Annotated in this window: 10 protein-coding genes; 7 read left to right on the forward strand and 3 right to left on the reverse strand. The window is 51.3% G+C overall.

From position 1 onward, the window contains the following. Window positions 1–109: 109 nt before the first annotated feature. Together E5331_RS08700 and E5331_RS08705 are read right to left on the reverse strand one after the other, a co-directional pair. A complete protein-coding gene (locus E5331_RS08700) occupies window positions 110–1,618 on the reverse strand; it encodes a potassium/proton antiporter (protein WP_123482107.1) in 1,509 nt (502 codons plus the stop codon). A gap of 65 nt (window positions 1,619–1,683) precedes the next feature. After that, complete coding sequence (locus E5331_RS08705; protein WP_123482106.1) at window positions 1,684–2,271, reverse strand: RNA polymerase sigma factor; 588 nt, start codon at window positions 2,269–2,271, stop codon at window positions 1,684–1,686. Window positions 2,272–2,489: 218 nt separating this feature from the next. Here E5331_RS08705 and E5331_RS08710 point away from each other — a divergent pair, with 218 nt between their 5' ends. The 5 genes from E5331_RS08710 to E5331_RS08730 all read left to right on the forward strand — a co-directional run bounded on the left by E5331_RS08710 (window position 2,490) and on the right by E5331_RS08730 (window position 12,465). Further along, window positions 2,490–3,641 carry a FecR domain-containing protein gene (locus E5331_RS08710; protein ID WP_123482105.1) on the forward strand — a complete coding sequence of 384 codons (1,152 nt, stop codon included), beginning with the start codon at window positions 2,490–2,492 and terminating at the stop codon, window positions 3,639–3,641. Between the two features lie 46 nt (window positions 3,642–3,687). Beyond that, window positions 3,688–7,182: a SusC/RagA family TonB-linked outer membrane protein gene (locus E5331_RS08715; RefSeq protein WP_123482104.1), complete on the forward strand. Its 3,495-nt coding sequence runs from the start codon at window positions 3,688–3,690 to the stop codon at window positions 7,180–7,182. Window positions 7,183–7,200: 18 nt separating this feature from the next. After that, window positions 7,201–8,613 (forward strand): RagB/SusD family nutrient uptake outer membrane protein, encoded by a 1,413-nt coding sequence (locus E5331_RS08720; protein ID WP_135985598.1) that lies wholly within the window; start codon window positions 7,201–7,203, stop codon window positions 8,611–8,613. 33 nt (window positions 8,614–8,646) lie between these two features. Continuing rightward, entirely contained in the window at window positions 8,647–10,002 is a 1,356-nt protein-coding gene (locus tag E5331_RS08725; RefSeq protein WP_123482102.1) for a TlpA family protein disulfide reductase, read from the forward strand. A gap of 195 nt (window positions 10,003–10,197) precedes the next feature. Further along, a complete protein-coding gene (locus E5331_RS08730; protein ID WP_275441144.1) occupies window positions 10,198–12,465 on the forward strand; it encodes a GH92 family glycosyl hydrolase in 2,268 nt (755 codons plus the stop codon). Window positions 12,466–12,605: 140 nt separating this feature from the next. On the opposite strand, the gene E5331_RS08735 is transcribed toward E5331_RS08730, so the two are convergent. Next, window positions 12,606–15,308 carry a LamG-like jellyroll fold domain-containing protein gene (locus E5331_RS08735; RefSeq protein ID WP_123482100.1) on the reverse strand — a complete coding sequence of 901 codons (2,703 nt, stop codon included), beginning with the start codon at window positions 15,306–15,308 and terminating at the stop codon, window positions 12,606–12,608. A gap of 235 nt (window positions 15,309–15,543) precedes the next feature. On the opposite strand from E5331_RS08735, the gene E5331_RS08740 reads away from it, so the two are divergent. After that, window positions 15,544–18,597 (forward strand): SusC/RagA family TonB-linked outer membrane protein, encoded by a 3,054-nt coding sequence (locus E5331_RS08740; protein ID WP_123482099.1) that lies wholly within the window; start codon window positions 15,544–15,546, stop codon window positions 18,595–18,597. Window positions 18,598–18,643: 46 nt separating this feature from the next. After that, window positions 18,644–20,392, forward strand: a complete 1,749-nt coding sequence (locus tag E5331_RS08745) for a RagB/SusD family nutrient uptake outer membrane protein (protein WP_123482098.1) — start codon at window positions 18,644–18,646, stop codon at window positions 20,390–20,392. The last annotated feature ends 29 nt before the right edge of the window (window positions 20,393–20,421 follow it).

Genomic DNA, 20,421 nt, shown 5'->3' on the forward strand with positions numbered 1-20,421 from the left:
AGGCTCACAGGGCAACCACACAGAATTTATTGATTTTTAATAGTTCTTCCTCTGTAAAATCTTGCGATTGATTTCTTGGAGTTAGACCCCGTTTCAAAAAAATGGAGTCTTAACGCGAGGAGCCTTGCGCTGTCAGCTCCGTCTCGCGGATGATGAGGAGACGGTCACCGGGATGCAGGCGACGGGTGCCGTTGGGAACTATGTAGCGGTCGCCACGGCGTATCATCATGACGAGTGAACCCTCAGGCAAATTCATGTCGCGTAAGGTGCGTCCGCGAGAAAGATGTTCCTCCGTGAGCGTCAGGGTGTTGAGTGTGGTGGGAAGCTCATCAGCAAGTTCCACGCCGAAGTCATCATCATCCACGGCATCCGTATCTATAAGTTTCAGCCGACGAGCAGTCGCAATCACGGTGGTGCCCTGTACGAGCAGCGACAGGAGAGTCACAAAAAACACTATATTGAAAATCTGGGATGCCCCCTCAATGCCGGCGATGACCGGATAGGTGGCGAATATGATGGGCACCGCTCCACGAAGACCCACCCACGATACAAACAGTTTTGAGCGCATAGAAATCTTCCGTAGCGGTGAAAGCGACAGGAATACGCTTAACGGACGCCCGACAAGAATCATGAACACTCCGATAAGCAGCGACACGGCTGCCACCTCCACCATCTCATGAGGATTGACTAAAAGCCCCAGCATGAGGAACACCACTATCTGTGCAAGCCACGTCAATCCGTCAAGGAATTTCAAGATACCCCTGCTGTTCGGGATAGTGGCGTTACCGAGGACAATGCCACATACGTATACGGCAAGATAGCCGTTTCCGGAAAGCGCGGTAGTCACTGCAAACGTGAAGAACACGCTTCCCACTATCATTATCGACAGCATCGATGCCGCCTGTGAGGCATCCTCCCTTGCCCCCGCCTCTCCTCCGATACGGTTGTAGAATCCGATTAGTCGGAGGGTGATCTTTCCCATGAGCCACCCCATGCCGAGCCCCACTCCAAACTGCAACAGAAGTTCAAGCAGAATCGACCCGGCGGAGAGCTTACCCCCTATTGTCAGCACCTCGATAAGTATGATGGTCAGCATATACGCCATGGGGTCGTTCGAACCGCTCTCCAGCTCAAGCATCGGGCGCAGGTTGTTTTTAAGACCCACCTTCTGGCTACCGAGTATCCCGAATACGGAAGCCGAGTCGGTCGATGACATTGTGGCGGCAAGAAGCAATGAGGGCACAAAGGCAAAATGGATATTAGTCCAGCTCATTCCGGAGAGCCACCAAATAAACGCACCGGTTATAAGAGCGGTAAGCAAGACACCGACAGTGGAAAGCACGATGCCCGGCACTATTATGGGGCGTATGGCTGCTATCTTTGTACCCATTCCTCCTGAAAAGAGGATGATGCAGAGGGCTATCATTCCGATGAACTGTGCGGTATGCATGTCGCTGAACTGAATGCCGGCACCATCCGTTCCGAATCCCATACCCACTAAAAGGAAGATAAGGAGCAATGGGAGTCCGAAACGATAGCTGGTCTTTCCGATCAATACGCCTGCCACAAGAAGTAGCGAGCCGACAAGAAGGATGTTTTCTGTAGTAATGTATTCCATTGGGAGGTTGGGTTTAGAGTTTATGGTTTATGGTTTAGGGTTTAGGGTTTAGAGGGAAGTTAGGATTATACTGAGTCGGCGAGCTGCATCGAGAGGAGCATGAGGATGTATTCCTCGCTTATCGACCTGCCAAGTCGCTGGCGAAGGAGTTCCAGAAGACGTGCCTTCCTTTTCTTTACCGTGATTTCCGCTATTGCTAATTGCTCTGCCACTTCCGAGTTTCTCAACGCCTGCTCAAAACTCAGCTCAAATATCTGACGATAAATCTCGGGCAACGACTGCACGGCGGTATAAATGATATCGACAGTCTCCTGCTCCACTATATCCAACGACACATCATCATCACTCCATTCCCCGTCAGTCTTAACCTTCTCTATATAAATGCCATTATTCTCCGCCTTCCGAATCATATCCACAGCGCGATTGCGTATCGTCACAAAAAGCCATGATCTCCATTGCGACTCATTCTTTATCTCTTCTCGTGCCAGATAAGTCTTAAGAATTGAGTCCTGCACACAATCCTCTGCCATGAATGTAAGGGTCTCCCCCAATAATCTTGTGGCATAACGAATCAATCCAGGATACATATAAGCATACAGGGGATGTATGTCTCCTGAAACAAACGACCGATATATGTAGTTGTAATCAAGCATTAGCACTAACAAAATTATTCATAATATTTCTATTTCACAACAATTACCCCGCTTTTTAGTAATCGCAAACAAAAAAAGAAGTAAATATGGCGCATAATGCCGATAAATTCCGAAGATTAATTATTTTTTTGCAATCAATGGCATATTTTTTCAAAATAAATGTATACCAAATCAAATTTCAAACGTAATAGAGAACAACAAATCTTATTGCAACCACTATGTCCGGTATCAGTAATCTGTTTTTCAAACGTCTCCTGTCAAGGCTCTCCTCCGAAGAGAAGATGGAGATCAGCCGTTGGGAATCGCAAAGCGAGAGCCATCGCGATCTGTCGCGACGACTCTCCGACCCCGGTGTCATCGACCATGAGCTACGGATGAGAAGCATCATTGACACCGAGAGAGCGGAATCCGACATGCGACGCCGGATAAAGGACATCGACAGGAACCGACGCAGAGTGCGTCGGCTCGCCGCAGCGATTACGGGAGTGGCGGTCGCAGCCGTGGTGGCGATTGTTATGCTACATGAGTCTCCGGATAAAACCACAATTGTCAAGCCGACAGCGACACGGGTTGTGGAGATTGCTTCAATCGACGACATAAAGCCCGGCACATCAAAGGCCATACTCTCCGTAGGATCAGACACTATCGTAGTGCGAGACAATGCCGACATGGCTGAAAGATGCCATGAAAACGCCGCAAAGATAGTAGACGACAAGCCTCTATGCCTCAACATACCCGTGGGATGCGAATTTAAGATCATACTTGAGGATTCCACCGAAGTATGGCTGAACTCCGATTCCAAACTTTTCTACCCACAGCATTTCGCCTCCGGAGAGAGGAAGGTAAAAGTGGCGGGAGAGGCATATTTCAAAGTCAGGAAGGATGATACGCGCCCGTTCTTTGTTGAGACAGCCGACCAGATGATCCACGTCTACGGCACATCGTTCAACGTCAGGGACTATCCTGACGACCCGTGTGCGTTCATTACCCTTGAAAGCGGATCAATCGCCCTCTCCTCAATCGGAAACAACGGCGGCGAGATTCATCTATCCCCCGGAAATCAGGCAGTATTTGACCGCAGCGACAACCGATTAAAAATGAAGGAGGTGAATCCGGAAGTCATAACGGGTTGGCGTCACGGGAGATTCATCTTTGAGGAGCAGCCGATCTCCGCAATAATGCGTGACCTCAGCAGATGGTATGACTTCAAATACCGATTTACCGACCCATCAATCGAGGATATCGTATTCATGGGCAGCATTCCACGATATGCAGAGTTTGAGACCGCCATACAGATCATCGAGAATTGCGGAGACATAAAATTCTCATTGGAGAATGGAGTGGTGATAATCTCCCGACAAACTCAATAATTACAAAAAAATTTAACTTCAACTATAACTAACAAAACCAGCATCAATGAACAGGAGAAACATTTTTCTATTGATTATCTTGATGATAATCCCTTTCACCGCACTTGCGCGAAACTATAGCGCAACATTTCATAATGCGGATGCAGAATCGGCAATTGCCATCTTAAAGAAAGCCACAGGATGCGATTTCGTGTATCATAAGAAACTGATAACCGACCTTCATTCCACGGTCACAGGGAAATACCATGATCTTCCCCTTGACAGGCTCCTTGATGAGACAATTGACTTCCAGCTCGGGCTGTCGTACAAAATCGTCGGCAATACCGTCTCTCTGAGCATAAAGCCCAAGGGGAGCAAACTGAAGGCTACCGTCTCCGGCACAATCTTTGATGAGGAGGGCGACCCACTGCCGGGTGCCACTGTCTCAATACAAGGCACCACTAACGGTGTCGCTTCCGACATCGACGGAAACTTCACGCTGCATATCGACAACGAGAACCCCATCCTCCTTGTCAATTGCATAGGCATGCACCCCTATCATCTGGCTCTGACCGACAAGTCGGTGAAATCTCATCTGAAAATCGTCATGAGTAGCAGCATCTCACAGATGGATGAAGTGGTGGTGACAGGCTATCAGAATATCAAGAAGGAGAACGCCACAGGTGCATTCCAACAGATTTCATCAAAAGATCTCGACACCCGTACAATGTCGAACCTAACCGCCAATCTTGAAGGTAAGGTGGCAGGTATGGTAGTACAGGACAACAAGATACAGATCCGCGGCACCGGCACCTTGAAGGCAAGCACATCCCCTCTCGTGGTGGTGGACGGTCTTCCCATAAACGGCACTCTCAGCGATATCAACCCTTACGAAATAGAGAAAGTGACAATCCTGAAAGATGCGGCGGCAGCTGCTATCTACGGAGCAAGAGCCTCTAACGGTGTCATCGTCGTGGTCACAAAGAAGGGGCTCAGCGAACGTCTGACGGTGGAATTTAACGCTGACTTCACAATACATGAACGTGAGAACTATGATGACCTCGGCTATTGCTCGGCAGCGGAACTGATAGAACTCGAGACGTCGCAATTCGAATGGCTTAAGAACCGTCCGGACGATTTCTCATATATGGAGAGCAGCTTCAGCCGATATGGCGGCACTTGGAACCCACTCAACCGGATGATGATAAACCATTATTACGGCAACGTGAGCGATGCCGACTACAACCGTCAGCTTGACACATGGCGACAGAATGACTACATCAATGATTGGAGCCGATTCATGAACCACACACGTGCTGAACAACGCTACAACCTTTCCGTGCGTACAAAAGGGAAGATTCTCAACAATAATCTCACCGTCAACTGGCAAGGCGACAACACCACCATGGTCAACAGCTATGACAACCGTCTGTCTCTCCGCTATCTCGGCGACATAAATCCCATCAAATGGTTTTCTGCCACTGTCGGTCTGCAACTTGACAACACCCGCCAGAAGAGCCGTTATTCCTACTACGACTACACCAAATTCACCGACCAGCCTCGCTATCTCTCTTTCTACAATCCCGACGGGACCCCTGCCCGCCTACAGGCTGCCGTAGACCTCAATGAGCCGTCGCTCGCAAATCCTGACCTCGGACTAAAGGATGAAGGCTTCGTGCCCGTAAACGAGATGCTCCAGAACACCTCAAGATACCGCGAGACCTACTCCAGAGCATTCGTGCATCTCAATTTCTTCCCCATACCGGAGCTGAAACTCTCCGGAATGTTCCAATATGAGGACATCACCGCAAAACGACAGGATCTCCAGCGCGGCGACTCTTACGTGCGACGCCACTGGTATAACCTCTACACCTCAAACGGCAAGCACAACATGCCGGAGGGTGGACTCATGGATGAGAAGAATATCGAGGATAATTACTATACTTTCCGTGTGCAGGCATCCTACGACAAGACTTTCGCCGAGAAACACTCCATCAGTGCAATCGCGGGCTATGAATACCGCTACACACGCGACAAATATACCGACATTCAGCTATATGGCTACGACGAGAAGACATTGACCAACTCCAACGGCACAATGAACTTCTATGATCTCAGCCGACTGAAGAGCACCGACTTAGGCTCTATCTACAATTCGGGAGTATATTTCTACGGGTCGGATGTGGCTGAATTTTCCGACAGCGAGCATAAATACATCTCATATTATGCCACCGCCAACTATACCTTCGACAGCCGCTACAACCTTTCCGGCTCTTACCGTATTGATGAGGCTGACCTATTCGGAGCCGACAAGAAATTCACACGCCGCCCGTTATGGTCGGTCGGTGCAAGCTGGAACGTGCATAACGAGGCGTTTCTTCAGGACAACACATGGATCGACGTGCTGAAACCCCGTTTCAGCTACGGCGTCACCGGCAACATCAATTCCAACTACACGTCATACCTGACTGCAAGGATATCTGTGCATGAGGATACCGGCGACAAGTATGCCACTATCAACACCCCGCCAAACGACCAGCTGAGATGGGAAAAGACAAAGACACTCAACGTCGGCGTGGATTTTTCATTCCTCAATTTCCGTATAAACGGATCGCTCGACTACTACGACAAACGCGGCTCCGATATCCTCAGCCTCGTCGACACCGACCCCACCACCGGATGGGCTTCCCTCAACATGAACAATGCCAACACCCGCAACCGTGGCTTTGAATTGCAGCTCAACGGCGACATCCTGCGTGCCACCCAACCCGAGCAGGTGGGTATCAGTGCAGAAATCGCCCTTGCCTACAACAATAATAAGGTGACGAAAATCAACCATATCGCCACTTCAGGCTACAACGCACTTAAATCATCCGACTATAAGGAGGGGTATCCCGTCAACTCAATCTATTCCTACGTCTGGGACGGCATCCGCTATGACGACGAGGGCTACCAGCACATCTATTGGAAGAAGGCCGACGGCTCATCCAACTACGACGGATTGACATCCAAGACGTTTGAACCTGCCGACGTGGTGTTCAGCGGTTCGCTCGACCCGAAATGGAGCGGCAGCTTCACCCCGACCATCACTTATCAGCGGTTCACACTCAGCGCAATGACCGCATTCTACCTCGGTCATTATTTCCGTCCGAACTTCAACAAATGGTATTATGACAGCAGCTACAGCTACGGCAATGCCGCGCCTAAGGAGTATCTCGCTTATTGGCGTGCATCGGAAGAGGAGCGCAAGGATATGCTTGGCAACGGCATGGTGATGAACAACTCCGAGATGTATTGGGACGACGTCTACTTCAGCGACCGCCACATTGCCAAGGCTGACTATCTGAAACTCCGCAACATCGTGCTGACATACCGATTCTCCCACAAAATATGCAAGAAATTGGGAATGGAGGAGCTGCGTCTGCGTGCGCAGATCAACAATGTGGCCACATGGGTGCGCAATGGCGATGGCATTGACCCCGAACGTGTGGACGCACAGACCGGTAAATGGGATTTCGCCACACCCCGCAGCTACACCCTCGGACTTTACATCAAATTCTAACCGCAAACAGAAAATGAAATGAAAAAAAGATATCATATCCTATCGCTTACCGCATCATTGCTGATGCTTTCCTCCTGCGACATAGAGATGGTGCCGAAAGGACAGACCACTCTCGAGACAGCCCAGGAGATAGAATATCTGCTGAATGAGATCCACGTGAGCACCGACCCGGGCTCCGACATCTCAATCCTGGTGAATGAGAGCTACGGACAGGAGTTCTCCACGGTGAAGCAGCTCATCAACAACACCAACACGCTCCTCTCCTCATATCTCTGCTACAACGAGAATCTCGACAGGGGGAATCTCGCATCGAAAGACTCGCGCTACACCTCGATCTACAGCGCAATCAACACCCTCAACGTGGCATTGGGTAAAATTGATGCCGCCACAGGCGAACAATCCATCAAACAGAAGGTGATAGCCGAGGCACATCTGAAACGGGCATATCTGCATTTCCTGGCTGCCAACCTCTATGCACGCCAATATGATGCAGCCACCGCATCACAAAACGGCGGCATAGCCTACGTTGACAACTACGACATGGATCAGAAGCAACAGATTCCCCTTGATCAGGTATATGAGAGAATCCTTGAGGATCTTGACGACAAGTATATCGACGCATTGCCCTCTACCGCATCCGTCACCCGCTGCTCACGCGCCACCGGCAACGCAATAAAGGCAAGGATACTTTTCCAGATGAAACGCTATCAGGATGCCCTCCCCTACGCTCTCAAAGCACTCGACAGCGACTACACCATAGAAGACCGTCTCTACATGATGGATGATTATTGCTGGCTCCTCCTCCCCACCTCTCCCAACAACTTCCTATACGTGGCATCGAGCAATCCGAGTTTCTGGTGTCCTTTCGCCGATAATCTGTCACGCGAGACCGTTGCCAAGTTTGAAGATGGCGATCTCACGATCGACTACGGCTACGCCGGCTACAAGGAGGAGGGCGAAGAGATATGGAACGGCATATATGGAGAGATGAGCTCGGGAGTTGAGGGTTGTCTCTCATTCTCCGGCTGGGACACCTACAAGAATCCCTGGGGACTCACCGTGGAAAGCATAATGTATGTAGCCGCTGAATGTTACATCCGCGACAATCAGATAGAGAAGGGTCTGGGCTACGTCAATGAGATCCGCGAACACCGTATCGACCCCGAAAAATACGTGCCATTCACGGCTTCCACAGTAAAGGAGGCTATGGAGGAGCTGCAACAGGCGAAATTCATTGAATTCCTTATGACATTTGAAAACTTCTTCGACCGCAAGCGTTGGAACTCGGAAGATGAATACAAGGCGACAATCACCCGAGATTTTCCAGGAATCGGCACATACTCCATATCCCCGGAGAGTCCACTCTGGATCATGCCGTTCCCCATTGCTGTAATGCAGACCAATCCCACATTCTCACAGAATTACGAATAGGAGTCATACCGACTTCATAATCACATATAAATTATGACAAGACACATTTTCCTGACGCTTCTGTGCCTTTCGGCACTCTCTGCCCCCGCACAGATTCTGACAGTGAACTTCCCGGACACCACCGACTGCTCTAAATCGGAATTGACAATCGGCAAAGAGAAGGGTCAGAATGAATTTGATGCCCGACGTCTGAAAGCCGAGCGTAAATCGCCGTCTACACTTGTTGTGGACAATGTTGAACTGAAAGATATGGATTTTGCCCCGGCATGGATATATCTCGACAACGCATCGCGTCAGTTTATCGTGGAACCGGGCAAAACGCTCGAGATAGACGTGACCCGCGACTCAAACGGGGATTGCAGCTTCATATTCAAAGGCGACAACGCACGCGCCGCAGAATATCTGAAAGCGTATAACGAATATTTCGACATAGGGAAATATTTCCCGTTTGAGAACGACACCGTGCCGACCGATGTAAAACAGGCAGAGATTGACAATAACTACGCCGCGCTGAAACGTGATCTCGACAAGGTGTCTGACGGTAAGGTAAAGGAATTTCTCAAACGCCTGACCGACGATGCTTATCTTAATTTCCGGGTGCGTCTGTGTGGCTCCGACCAGAAAAAGGCTGCCATTCTGCTTGACACGGTGGATCTTAACTCATGGATCGGATTATACAACTATCTTCCGGTATGGGCATTTGAAAGCAAACTCGAAACCCCGGATTTTGATGCCGACATGACACCGTGGGGTCTCGCCTATATAAAGGCTATCGATGAGAAAATTACCGACCCTGATGTAAGGAAAGCCCTTCTCAACAATTGTGCGCTTCAGGTGCTGGAATGGGGACAATGCAACAATGTCGATGACTTCTGGCTTCCATTCGTGGAATTTGCCGGTGAAGACTCTCCCGTAGTGAAATATTACGCCAACAAGGTCAAATCGCTGAAGTCCACTCGCGCAGGAATGAAAGCCATCGACATCAATTTCACGGATGCCGACGGCAAACCCCATAAACTGAGCGAATTCTTCGGCAAAGTCATATATATCGACGTCTGGGCAAGCTGGTGCGGACCCTGCCGCAAAGAGATACCCCACATCGCACGCCACTACACGGAATATTACAAGGGGAACGACAAGGTGATGTTCCTCAGCATATCGGTTGATGAGGATGAGAATGCATGGAAAAAGGCGATGGAGAAAGACAAGCCGCTATGGCCGCAGTTCCGCGCTTCCGGCGACGACCATCAGGCGTTGACCGATGCCTACGGCATAGGCGGTATTCCGCGTTTTATGGTCATCAATGCCGACGGCACCATCTACAATGCCGATGCCTTCCGCCCCTCTGACGATGATTTCCGCAAGAAGCTTGATGCCGCAATCAAATAGCACACTATAGATACAATAGATAAGGATGACTTTCATCCGCTGCCAACAAAATTATAGAAAACGTTATAGAGTGTTTATAGAAAGCCGCCCACAAGGGAACCATATCATTTGGTGACTTTGTGGGCGGTCTGTATCCGGATGTTTGACTTTTTTCATTATATTTGCATCCGTTTTGAAACCCAAACCAACCTGACCATGAAACGTATTCTTCACATTTCTGATTCCTGTAGATGGGCGTCTGCCTTTATGCTGATGGCTGTGGCGACAATCCACTCCCCTCTCTCTCTTGCGATAAATCCTATCGATCGCGTTGACACCCGCGTAGGTACCGCTTTTGCAGAGACACGCACCGCCGGACTATTCGGTAAGGGGTCGGAGGACCATGGTCAGACGGTGCCGGCAGTCGGGGTGCCCCACGGCATGAACCTTTGGACTCCGCAGACCCGCGACACCGAACAGAAGTGCATCGCCCCATATTATTTCGCAGACTCCCTCCTACAGGGTTTCCGCAACAGTCATTGGCTCAACGGCGGATGCACACAGGACTACGGCTCCATGACGCTCCATGCCATATCCGGACCGCTCCGCACCTCCCCGCGCTCACGTGCCACACGCATAGACAGGCAGTCGGAGACAGCACGGCCTGACTATTATTCCGTAAGCCTTCCGGATGAAGGGATGACGGCGGAGATGACCGGTCTGTCAAGAGCCGGGATATTCCGCTTCTCCTACGACCATGACGGAATCGGGCATATCATCGTCAATCCTAACTCCGACGAGGGGGAAGGGATGATTGAATACGATCCCCGGCGTCATGAGATAAGGGGGTATAATCCCGTCCACCGCATATATCAGGGCTGGGGCGAACCGGCAGGATTCTCCGGATGGTTCATCATAAAACTACCGAAGAATCTTAAAATCACCGATTACGGCACATTCAAGGGGGACACCCTGCATCCACACCGCACCGCCATATCAGGCGAGCCGGGAATAGGTGCGTATGTAAGTTTCAAGACAAAGCCATCGATGCAGGTCACTCTTACGGCAGGCTCATCATTCACCTCCATGGAGGGTGCGCGACGTAATCTTGAAAAGGAGATACCCGTAGCCGACTTTGAAAAGGTGCGTCGCCAATCCACAGATGCGTGGAACCGTCAGCTCGGCATGATTCAGGTGGAGGGTGGCAAGGATGAGGATATGGCTAAATTCTACGGTTCGCTCTACCGCTGTTCGCTCCTTCCTCGAGTGATCAGCGATGCCGACGGCAGCTATCCCCGATTCGCCAAAGGGGATAAGATACTCTCAACCGGAGGTAAGACCGACAAATACGGCGACTTCAGCATGTGGGACACCTACCGCGCACTTCATCCGCTCCTCACTCTTCTCACTCCGGAGAGGAGCGGCGAGATGATGCAGTCGCTAGTGACCGACGCGGAGGAGGGTGGCTGGATGCCCATATTCCCATGCTGGAACAGCTATACCGCAGCCATGATAGGCGACCACTGCGCAGCCGCCATAGCGGATGCCGCAGTGAAGGGGGTGAATAACTTCGACAAAGAGAAAGCCTACCGCTATCTCCGCAAGAATGCCTTTGAGACTCCGGCAGACTTCAACGAATATAAGGACGGCATGGGTAGACGTGCATTGGAATCCTACATGAGATATGGCTACATCCCGCTTGAAGATGGCGTGGAGGAGGCTTTCCACAAGCAGGAACAGACTTCCCGCACCCTGGAATATGCCTTCGATGATTTCGCACTGGCGCAACTTGCCGATATTGTGGGAGCCACTGAAGATGCTGAAATGCTGCGCAAGCGTGCCGGCAACTACCGCAACGTCATCGACCCCGCACTTGGCTATGCCAACGGACGCCATGCCGACGGCACTTTTGCAGAAGGCACCGACCCGTTTGATTTCAACCGTGCAATAACGGAGGGTGCCCCCTGTCACTACACGTGGTACGTGCCACACGATCCGGAAGGACTCATCGGTATGCTCGGCGGGCGCGAAAGGTTTGTGGAGAAACTTGACTCCATGTTCACTCAGAAACGCTACTGGCACGGCAATGAGCCGTGTCACCAGGTAGCATACATGTTTGACATGGCAGGGCGCAACGACCTCACGCAGAAATGGGTGCGTCATATCCTCGACACGGAATATCTCGACACCCCGGGCGGACTCTCCGGCAACGACGATGCCGGGCAGATGTCGGCATGGTTCGTCTTCTCCGCCATGGGCTTCTACCCGGTATGTCCGGCTACCGACCGCTACTACCTCGGCGCACCCCTCTTTGACCGCGTGACGATAACGCCAGAAGGTGGGAAACCCTTCACGATAACGGCTCCCGGCGCGTCGGAAGGTAAAAAAGTCTTCAAGCGCATCCTCCTCAACGGAGAGCCACTTGAAGACTTCAGTATCACTCATTCCGACCTAAACAGTGCCGGAACCCTAAAATTTAATTGACTGAAGTTTCGCAAGCTGCACTTCAGTGGTTTATAGTTTATAGTTTAAGGTTTAAGATTCACGGAAATCCAAGAATCTTTTCATTATACAAAATTTAATGATCATAAACCATAAACATTAAACCTTAAACCATTTGAGTATCAGTTGCGGTCAGCAATTACCTTGCGGGTCACGACACGTCCGTCGCTATAGATGGTGCGGACAATAGTTATGCCGACGGGAGCCGGTGCATCCAGACGGATTCCCTGCGGTGAATAGTATTCCACTGCCACAACCTCTGCATCATCCACTATCTGCGACACGCCGGAATATTCTCCCGTCATGGTCTCCTTTACAGTCTCCGGAGTGATGGCATGATTGAAGATACGTAAGTCGCCTACATAACCTGTGAGATAAGTATCCTTCAGACCATGACCGCGTCCAAGATACGAAAGCAAACGGCACTGCGGCATAGCATCAGAGAAATCATCGCTACCGACACACTCACCATTAAGATAGAGCTTCACATCTCCACCATCCACTACAATCGCAACATGGTTCCAATCCTGAATGGCAGGGACTGCAATCTGTCGTGTCACGTCGCCGTTGACAGCCACAAGACGCATCTCCCCCTCAGTGCGCGGAGTAAGATACAGCGTCTCATCCTCACTAACACCAGTAGAGAAGAGATAGTCACCTTCAGAAGCGGCACCGATACGCGTCCATAACGCCAGAGAGAAGGAATCCCCGCTAAATGCAGAATATGGGAGCTGCGCATATTGGGTCTTACGGAAGAAGAGAGCCTTAATGCCATCCTTATACCCTGCGCGGAAAGAGGGATCCTCATGCGTACGCATCGACCATCCGTTTGCAGCCAACTCATCCATAGAATTATCAAGTGGGAACCAGGCAGTCATACCGTTGCCGACCGTCTCCCCCTCAACACTCGCCGAGGGCACCGAACGGTTGCAGGAGGCATCCTCCGCAACCAGCTTATAATCATACGCCACGCCGGGAGTCACCGTATTATCAAGATAAGCTGTTGACTTCAATCCGCGTGCGATGGTATTGAAATCATCCGTTCCGGCTTCAGCACGAAGCACCATGTAGGTCACTTCATCCGCCATCTCATCCCATTCCAGCATGACGCTCGCATTGCGCCCCGCAGCGGTCAGACCCGTCGGAGCCGAAGGCGCGTCAAACTCCACAGGCGAACCCATAGGAATCAGACGCCAACGCTGATTGGCATTATCCGTGCGCTCCTGCTGAAGGGCGGGGGCATTCTCCCCTCCGTCACATTCCAGATATAGCGCACTCTGCTTATTGCGGATATGAAACCATCCGTCGCCGTCATATTCCAAAGCCCACTGCTGCACTCCGGCACCGGAAAGTCCGTAGGAGATCACCTTACCCCCTACCTCTATATTCCAATTGTTGTCGTCAAGAGCCTGACTCGTGCCATAATTAGTGATGAAGAAATAGCTGAAGTCACCACCCTGCGTCTCCGGCACGTGGCGGAATGCCCAATGCTGGTCGGCACCTCCGGTATAGCTGCGCTGCACAATGTCGTTGGCATTGTTGGTGTTGCCATCCTTGCCGCTTATCACCATGTGGCTGGCAGCGTTGACGAGAATATACGCGCCATCGATAGCCGGCTGAATGTCGGCACCACGCGTGATATTAAGCACCGTCTCTGCATTACGCTGCTGATCGGTCTGATACCCTCCGTTGGGATCACCGGGCAATGATGCCACATACTCCCTCACCGGACCGAAGCCATCGACGTAGACATCACCGTTTCTCGACACGAGCTTATACGTGGAGGGACGCGCCTGACGCTCGCTGCAACCGAGAAACGCCTGCACCCTACCAGACGGCGCACGGTAGACGGAAGCCGCCGACCATGCCTTGCGGTTCTCGGCATATCCGAGACGTTCACCAGCGCTTGCCTTCATAAACTCGCCTCGTGCCTGCTCGGCAGAGCCCCACCAGATACCGGTCTGCATGCCATACTCCACGCCTACCATCGCCTCCATCACGTTGTGAAGTTCGTCGGCAGTGGCATACTTACCGTCGGCACGTACCGTGGCGAAGAAATCGGCATAATGGTCGAAATCGCCGGCAAGCTGATGAGTGTTCCCCTCGTCAAGATACTCCTTCAGTTCGGAATACCAGGGCATCGCCTGGTCGCAGTTGAGGGTATTGCCGCCGCTGATGCGTATGTCGCGGAAACGCGGATATGCATCGAAATCCTTCAGCCGGCGGTTGATCTTATCAAATACATTGATGGGTGTACCGTTCCAGAAGTAATCCGGCTCATTGAATGGAGCCGCCGAGACCACCCTGTAGCCCGCCTCCTCCACGGCAGCGGCAGTGGCATCAATAAGCAGGGCATACTCCTCAGCCGCGGCATCCGGGTCGCCGACGTAGTTGTTGGCTCCGTCGAGTCCGCCATATATAGCCTTAACCGTATTCTCTCCTCCGTCAAGGTTAAGGGCTATGTCGACCCTCCTCTCATTGAGAGCCACATTCGCCAGACGCTTTTCAAGATTTTCCTGAAGCATCGGGGGGAGTTTCCCCTTCTCCTCTATCTTAGCCCAAGGCTGGAACGAGACACGCGCCACGCCCACGTCGGCACCACGCGAGTAGCGCACGCCACGGAGCATATTGCCGTAGTCATTCCATGCCGTATCGAATCCCCATAGGATCGGGAGTTTCTTCCCCTCCGCGTCATAATCAAAAAGGAGCACACGGTCGGCAGGGGGTATCAGGTCATACAGGCTCCAGCCGTCGGGGATGTCAGTTGCAGCGGCTCCTGGCATAGCAGAGAGCGCACCAAGAATAAAAAGTAGATTTTGTCTCATGGTCAGATTAAAATTATCATATAAGAGATTTCCGCAAAGGTAGTCATGATATATCTAAACTATAATATACATTTCAATCAAATAGAGATAAATATCCACCATATCTTTCAAAAATTTTATAAAATTTGTTGTTTTTTATTTTTTTTTGTAATTTTGCCGACCTTATACTACGACAACAACCTACCAACGCAACGGGTAACCGTTGTAACAAAATACCATTGTTAACCTATCGTCTATGGATATCTCTAAACAAACATCAGGGAAAAACAGTCCTAACTTATCGCTGCGTAAAGCGATTGCGATCATGTTCCTGTGCATTGTAGCCTCGTTGCAGGCAAGCGCGCAGGGTAACGTCACCGGCACGGTGGTAGATGAAAAAGATGAGCCTCTTATCGGAGCAAGCGTGCTCGTCGTGGGCACAGCCAACGGCACAGCCACCGATATCGACGGCAATTTCTCAATCAAGGCAAACAAAGGCGCGACGCTACGCGTATCCTATGTCGGCTATCTCACGAAAGACGTGAAAGTGACCGACTCCAAGCCACTCCATATAGTGCTAAAGGAGAACAACGAGCTCCTTGAAGAGGTGGTGGTAGTGGGCTACGGCACAATGAAACGCAAAGACCTCACCGGTTCCATCACTACGGTCAACTCCAAGGACCTCAACGTAGGAGCCTACACCGATCCCGGTCAGCTTCTCCAAGGTAAAGTGCCTGGTCTTGTGGTGGTTCAGAACTCCGACCCTAACGGCGGAGTCAACTCCATGACCCTACGAGGCGCATCTACCCTCAACGGCTCGACCGAACCCCTCTACGTGGTTGACGGTATTCCGGGAGTGGATCTCAACCTCATTCCGCCCTCCGACATCGAGAGCATCGACGTGCTCCGTGATGCCTCAGCCACGGCTATCTACGGCTCAAAAGCAGCCAACGGTGTCATAATCGTGACCACAAAACGCGGCGCCGACGGTCCGGCTCACGTCACCTATCAGGGCTACGTGTCATGGGAGCGCGTGGCAAACGACCACAAGATGATGACAGCAAGCCAACTCCGCTCATACGCTGAAGCAAACAACATCACCATACCGAACGACCTCGGCTATGACACCAACTGGGCAGACGAGACCCAGCGCACAGGCTTCGCCACCAACCACAACCTCTCAATCTCGGGCGGCGGCAAATCAACCAACTATAACGCATCCGTCAACTATATCAAGCGCGACGGTGCTATCAAGGGCGTCGGCAACAACCTCTTCACCGCACGCGCATACATCGAGACAAAGACTCTGAAAGATCATCTCACTATCGGCGTGGGTGTCAACGGCAATGTCCGCAATGAATGGGGCGTGCCGCGTGGCAACGACGGTGAGTCGGTTTACAATGCGATGTACTATTACTCCCCTCTCGTGCCTGTGCGCAATGAGGATGGCTCATGGTATTCCGACAAGTCTATCTCTCAGAACTACAACCCGCTCACAATGGTATATGAGGATAGGTCAAAGGCTACATTCAAACGGTTCCAGACCACCGGTAAGGCCTCATTGATGATCATCGAGGGGCTTACCCTTAACGCCAACTTCTCTTATCAGAACAGAAGCAAGGATTACAGAGATTACTTCTCCCAAAAGTCAGAGACGCATAACCGCAATGGTGAGAGCTCTCGTGAGACATTCACCGACATTTCCAAGCTGATGGAGATCTTCGGCAATTGGGACAAGACATTCAAGGAGGATCATAAGGTAGCCCTCATGGCAGGTTACTCATGGGAGGAGGAGAAACTCCGCGATGGCTTTGGAGCAAAAGGATATAACTTCTACGATGACTCACTCGGCTGGGACAATATCGGAATGGCAAACAGCTGGGATGCAGATCCAGTATGGGCAAGTGTAGACGGTGGCAGAGGGATGAGTTCCAAACGTATGATCTCATTCTACGGACGTGCCAACTATTCATACGCATCGCGTTATATTTTCCAAGCAGCTGTGCGTCGTGACGGTGCTTCGACATTCGGCTCCAACAATAAATGGGCAACTTTCCCATCGGCATCCGTGGCATGGCGTATCACCGACGAAAGCTTCCTCCGCGACCAGACAGTGATTGACGATCTCAAGCTCCGCGCAGGTTGGGGACAGAGCGGTAATTCTGCCGGTTTTGACATCTACACATCTCGCTTCTACTATAAGAGCACCACACGTTTCGACTACGTTGACCCCATCACCGGACAGACCACAAGCTACAAGGGTCTGACAGCCGCACGCAACGTCAACGACGATCTGAAATGGGAGACAACGACAATGGTCAACCTCGGTCTTGACTTCGCTTTCCTCAACGGACGCATCAACGGTACTTTCGAATGGTATAACAAGACAACCAAGGATATGATCTGGGATTATCCCGTCTCAGCAGCCCTCTACCCCGTATCCACTCTCACCGCCAACGTTGGCAAGATGCGCAACACCGGCTTCGAGCTTACCATCAACGCAATGCCGATCATGACCAAGGATTGGAAATGGTCTACCTCTCTCAACTTCTCCCACAACACCAATGAAGTGGTGTCAGTATCCAACTCTGAGTTCAACGCCGGAGTCCTTGACCGCTACGATCCACATCTACCGGGTCTCAGCCAGGGATGCAGCACCCAGAGAATCGTTGAGGGTAAGCCTATCGGTTCATTCTATCTGTGGGAATGGGCAGGATATAATGATGACGGCATCTCCACATTCTACCGCTATGACGGCAAGGGGAACCGCATACTTGACGCCAACGGCAATCCGGAAGTGACTACAGAACCCGGTCAGGACGACCGCATCTATATGGGGAACGCACAGCCTAAGCTGACAATGGGATGGAACAACAACGTGACATGGAAAAACTGGGATCTCAACGTGTTCTTCACCGGAGTATTCGGTCAGAAAATATTCAACGAGCCCCACGCCTACTTCTCTTACGTGGCATCCATCTCCACTGGCAAGAACGTGATGGCATCCGTAATGGAGGATCAGCTTGCCACAGACGCCCTCGCACATTATCCTTCGCAGCGTTATCTTGAAAACGGCTCATACTTCAAGCTCGCCACAGCCACTATCGGCTACACCTTCCGCAATTGCTTCAACGGATGGCTCGGCGACGTAAGACTATACGTCAGCGGCAACAACCTCTTCACGATAACCAACTACAAAGGACGCGATCCTGAAATTAATCTTGGCGGACTCGAACCGGGTCATGACACACGCGCTGACCACTTCCCCCGCACACGCCAGATTCTCGTGGGTCTCAACGTCAATTTCTAACTCTCTCCTAATTTAAATCTTACCAGCACAATTTGAATTTAATATTATGAAACTATATACAAAGGGTCTGTTACTCTCCGGTCTGCTTGCCTTCGCATCATGCACGGACCTCAACACGGATCTAAACCAATATACAAAATTGCCCGACAACCCTATCGCGGTTGAGGGTGAGTTCAACGGTTGCTACCGTTTTCTTCACGGTTGGTTCGGTCGCGACTTCGCCGAGGGTGTCGTATATCAGGGCGACGAGGTGATGGGTTGCTGCTTCGGAGCCGGCAACTATTTCGACGACGGACGCTACCTGCATGCCTCCATCCATTCGCTCCATCTTGACAACTGGCGCACAAAGGCTTGTATGGAAGCTTCCCTAAACGGTATCACCTATACCAACAAGCGAATACAGCTCTATGGCGGTCCGGGATATCCCGAAGAGCTTGACCCGATAGTGGCTCCACTCCGCGCAATACGCGCATACTACCATTTCTGGATGATGGAGCTTTACGGCGATGTGCCTATCCTCGACAGGGTGACGTCTGAAAATGAGCCGATCGACCGTCAGCCACGCGCAAAAGTGGCGGAATTTATCGAGAAGGAGCTGCTTGAAATCCTCGATCAGGAGGAGGGACTCAGCAAGGCAAACGATATGTCGACCTACGGCAAACCCAACTATTGGATGGCTGCCGCACTACTCGCAAAGTTATACCTCAACTGGGGAGTCTACACCAACGACATTACAACTGTCAACAACAGCACCCCCAATCCAAAACTGAACGATTGCGTCTACTGGTGTGACAAAATTATTGAGAGCGGACTCTTTGAAGTGGGCGTAGGCTATCGTCAGAAGTTCTATCCCGACAATGGAGTCCACATCAAGGACTTCATCTACGCGCTTGATGTAGATCCCGCGACAAAGGGGGATGGTACTACCACATGGCACCGTTGGTTCGGTTTCAAGAAAGAGAGCATGTGCCGCCCCTATCCGTTCAGCGTCAACTATGACAAGTCTGTTGCAGGACAGACCGTGCTAACTGCCGAGGCTGTGGCTCGCTTCAATCTTCCGGGCGACGAGCGCAACATCATGATCCTTCAGGGTCCACAGACAGCGTTTGACGCCAACTACAACAAGACCGACGAACCTGTCATCATCTACCGCGACGTAGACAATCCGAGCAAAAGTCACATACAGCTCAACTATGATGCCAATTTCGACTTTGACGACGGAAGCATCTACTCTCTCGGCGACGAGGCAACTCCCGCTCTCACTCCGGCAAATGTGAAGAACGGCACTGCCCTGAAAAATATTCAGAAAGGCGCACGTCTCTTCAAATATCCGGCACGCGAACAGGATTACACTCTCTGGAATCGCCAGCAGGCAAACGATGCCCCCATCTTCCGTTTCGCCGACATTCTTCTCATGAAAGCGGAATGCATAATGCGCGGCGCAACCGCTACTCTCGGTCAGACACCGAAAGACCTGTTCAACGTGATACGCCGTTGTTCCGGTGCTCCGGAGCTTGGTGCCGACCCGACCGAGCAGGAACTCCTCGACGAACGTTCCCGCGAGTTCATCCTCGAACCGTGGCGTCGCAACGACCTCATCCGTTTCGGACGTTTCGAGGACGACTGGGGCTTCAAGAACCGCTATAAGAAATGGACCAACGACGACCACACAGAATTTATCTGGGTGGAACGTGAAGGTGTGAAAGACCCCAACCGTCGTCTCATGCCGATACACCGCGATCTCCTCAACACCAACACCAACTGGCAGCAGAACCCCGGATACGCCGGCGTCTGAACAAACATCTCTACGGGAGATTACGGATG

Source organism: Lepagella muris (assembly GCF_004793975.1).
GTDB classification, from domain to species: Bacteria; Bacteroidota; Bacteroidia; order Bacteroidales; family Muribaculaceae; genus Lepagella; species Lepagella muris.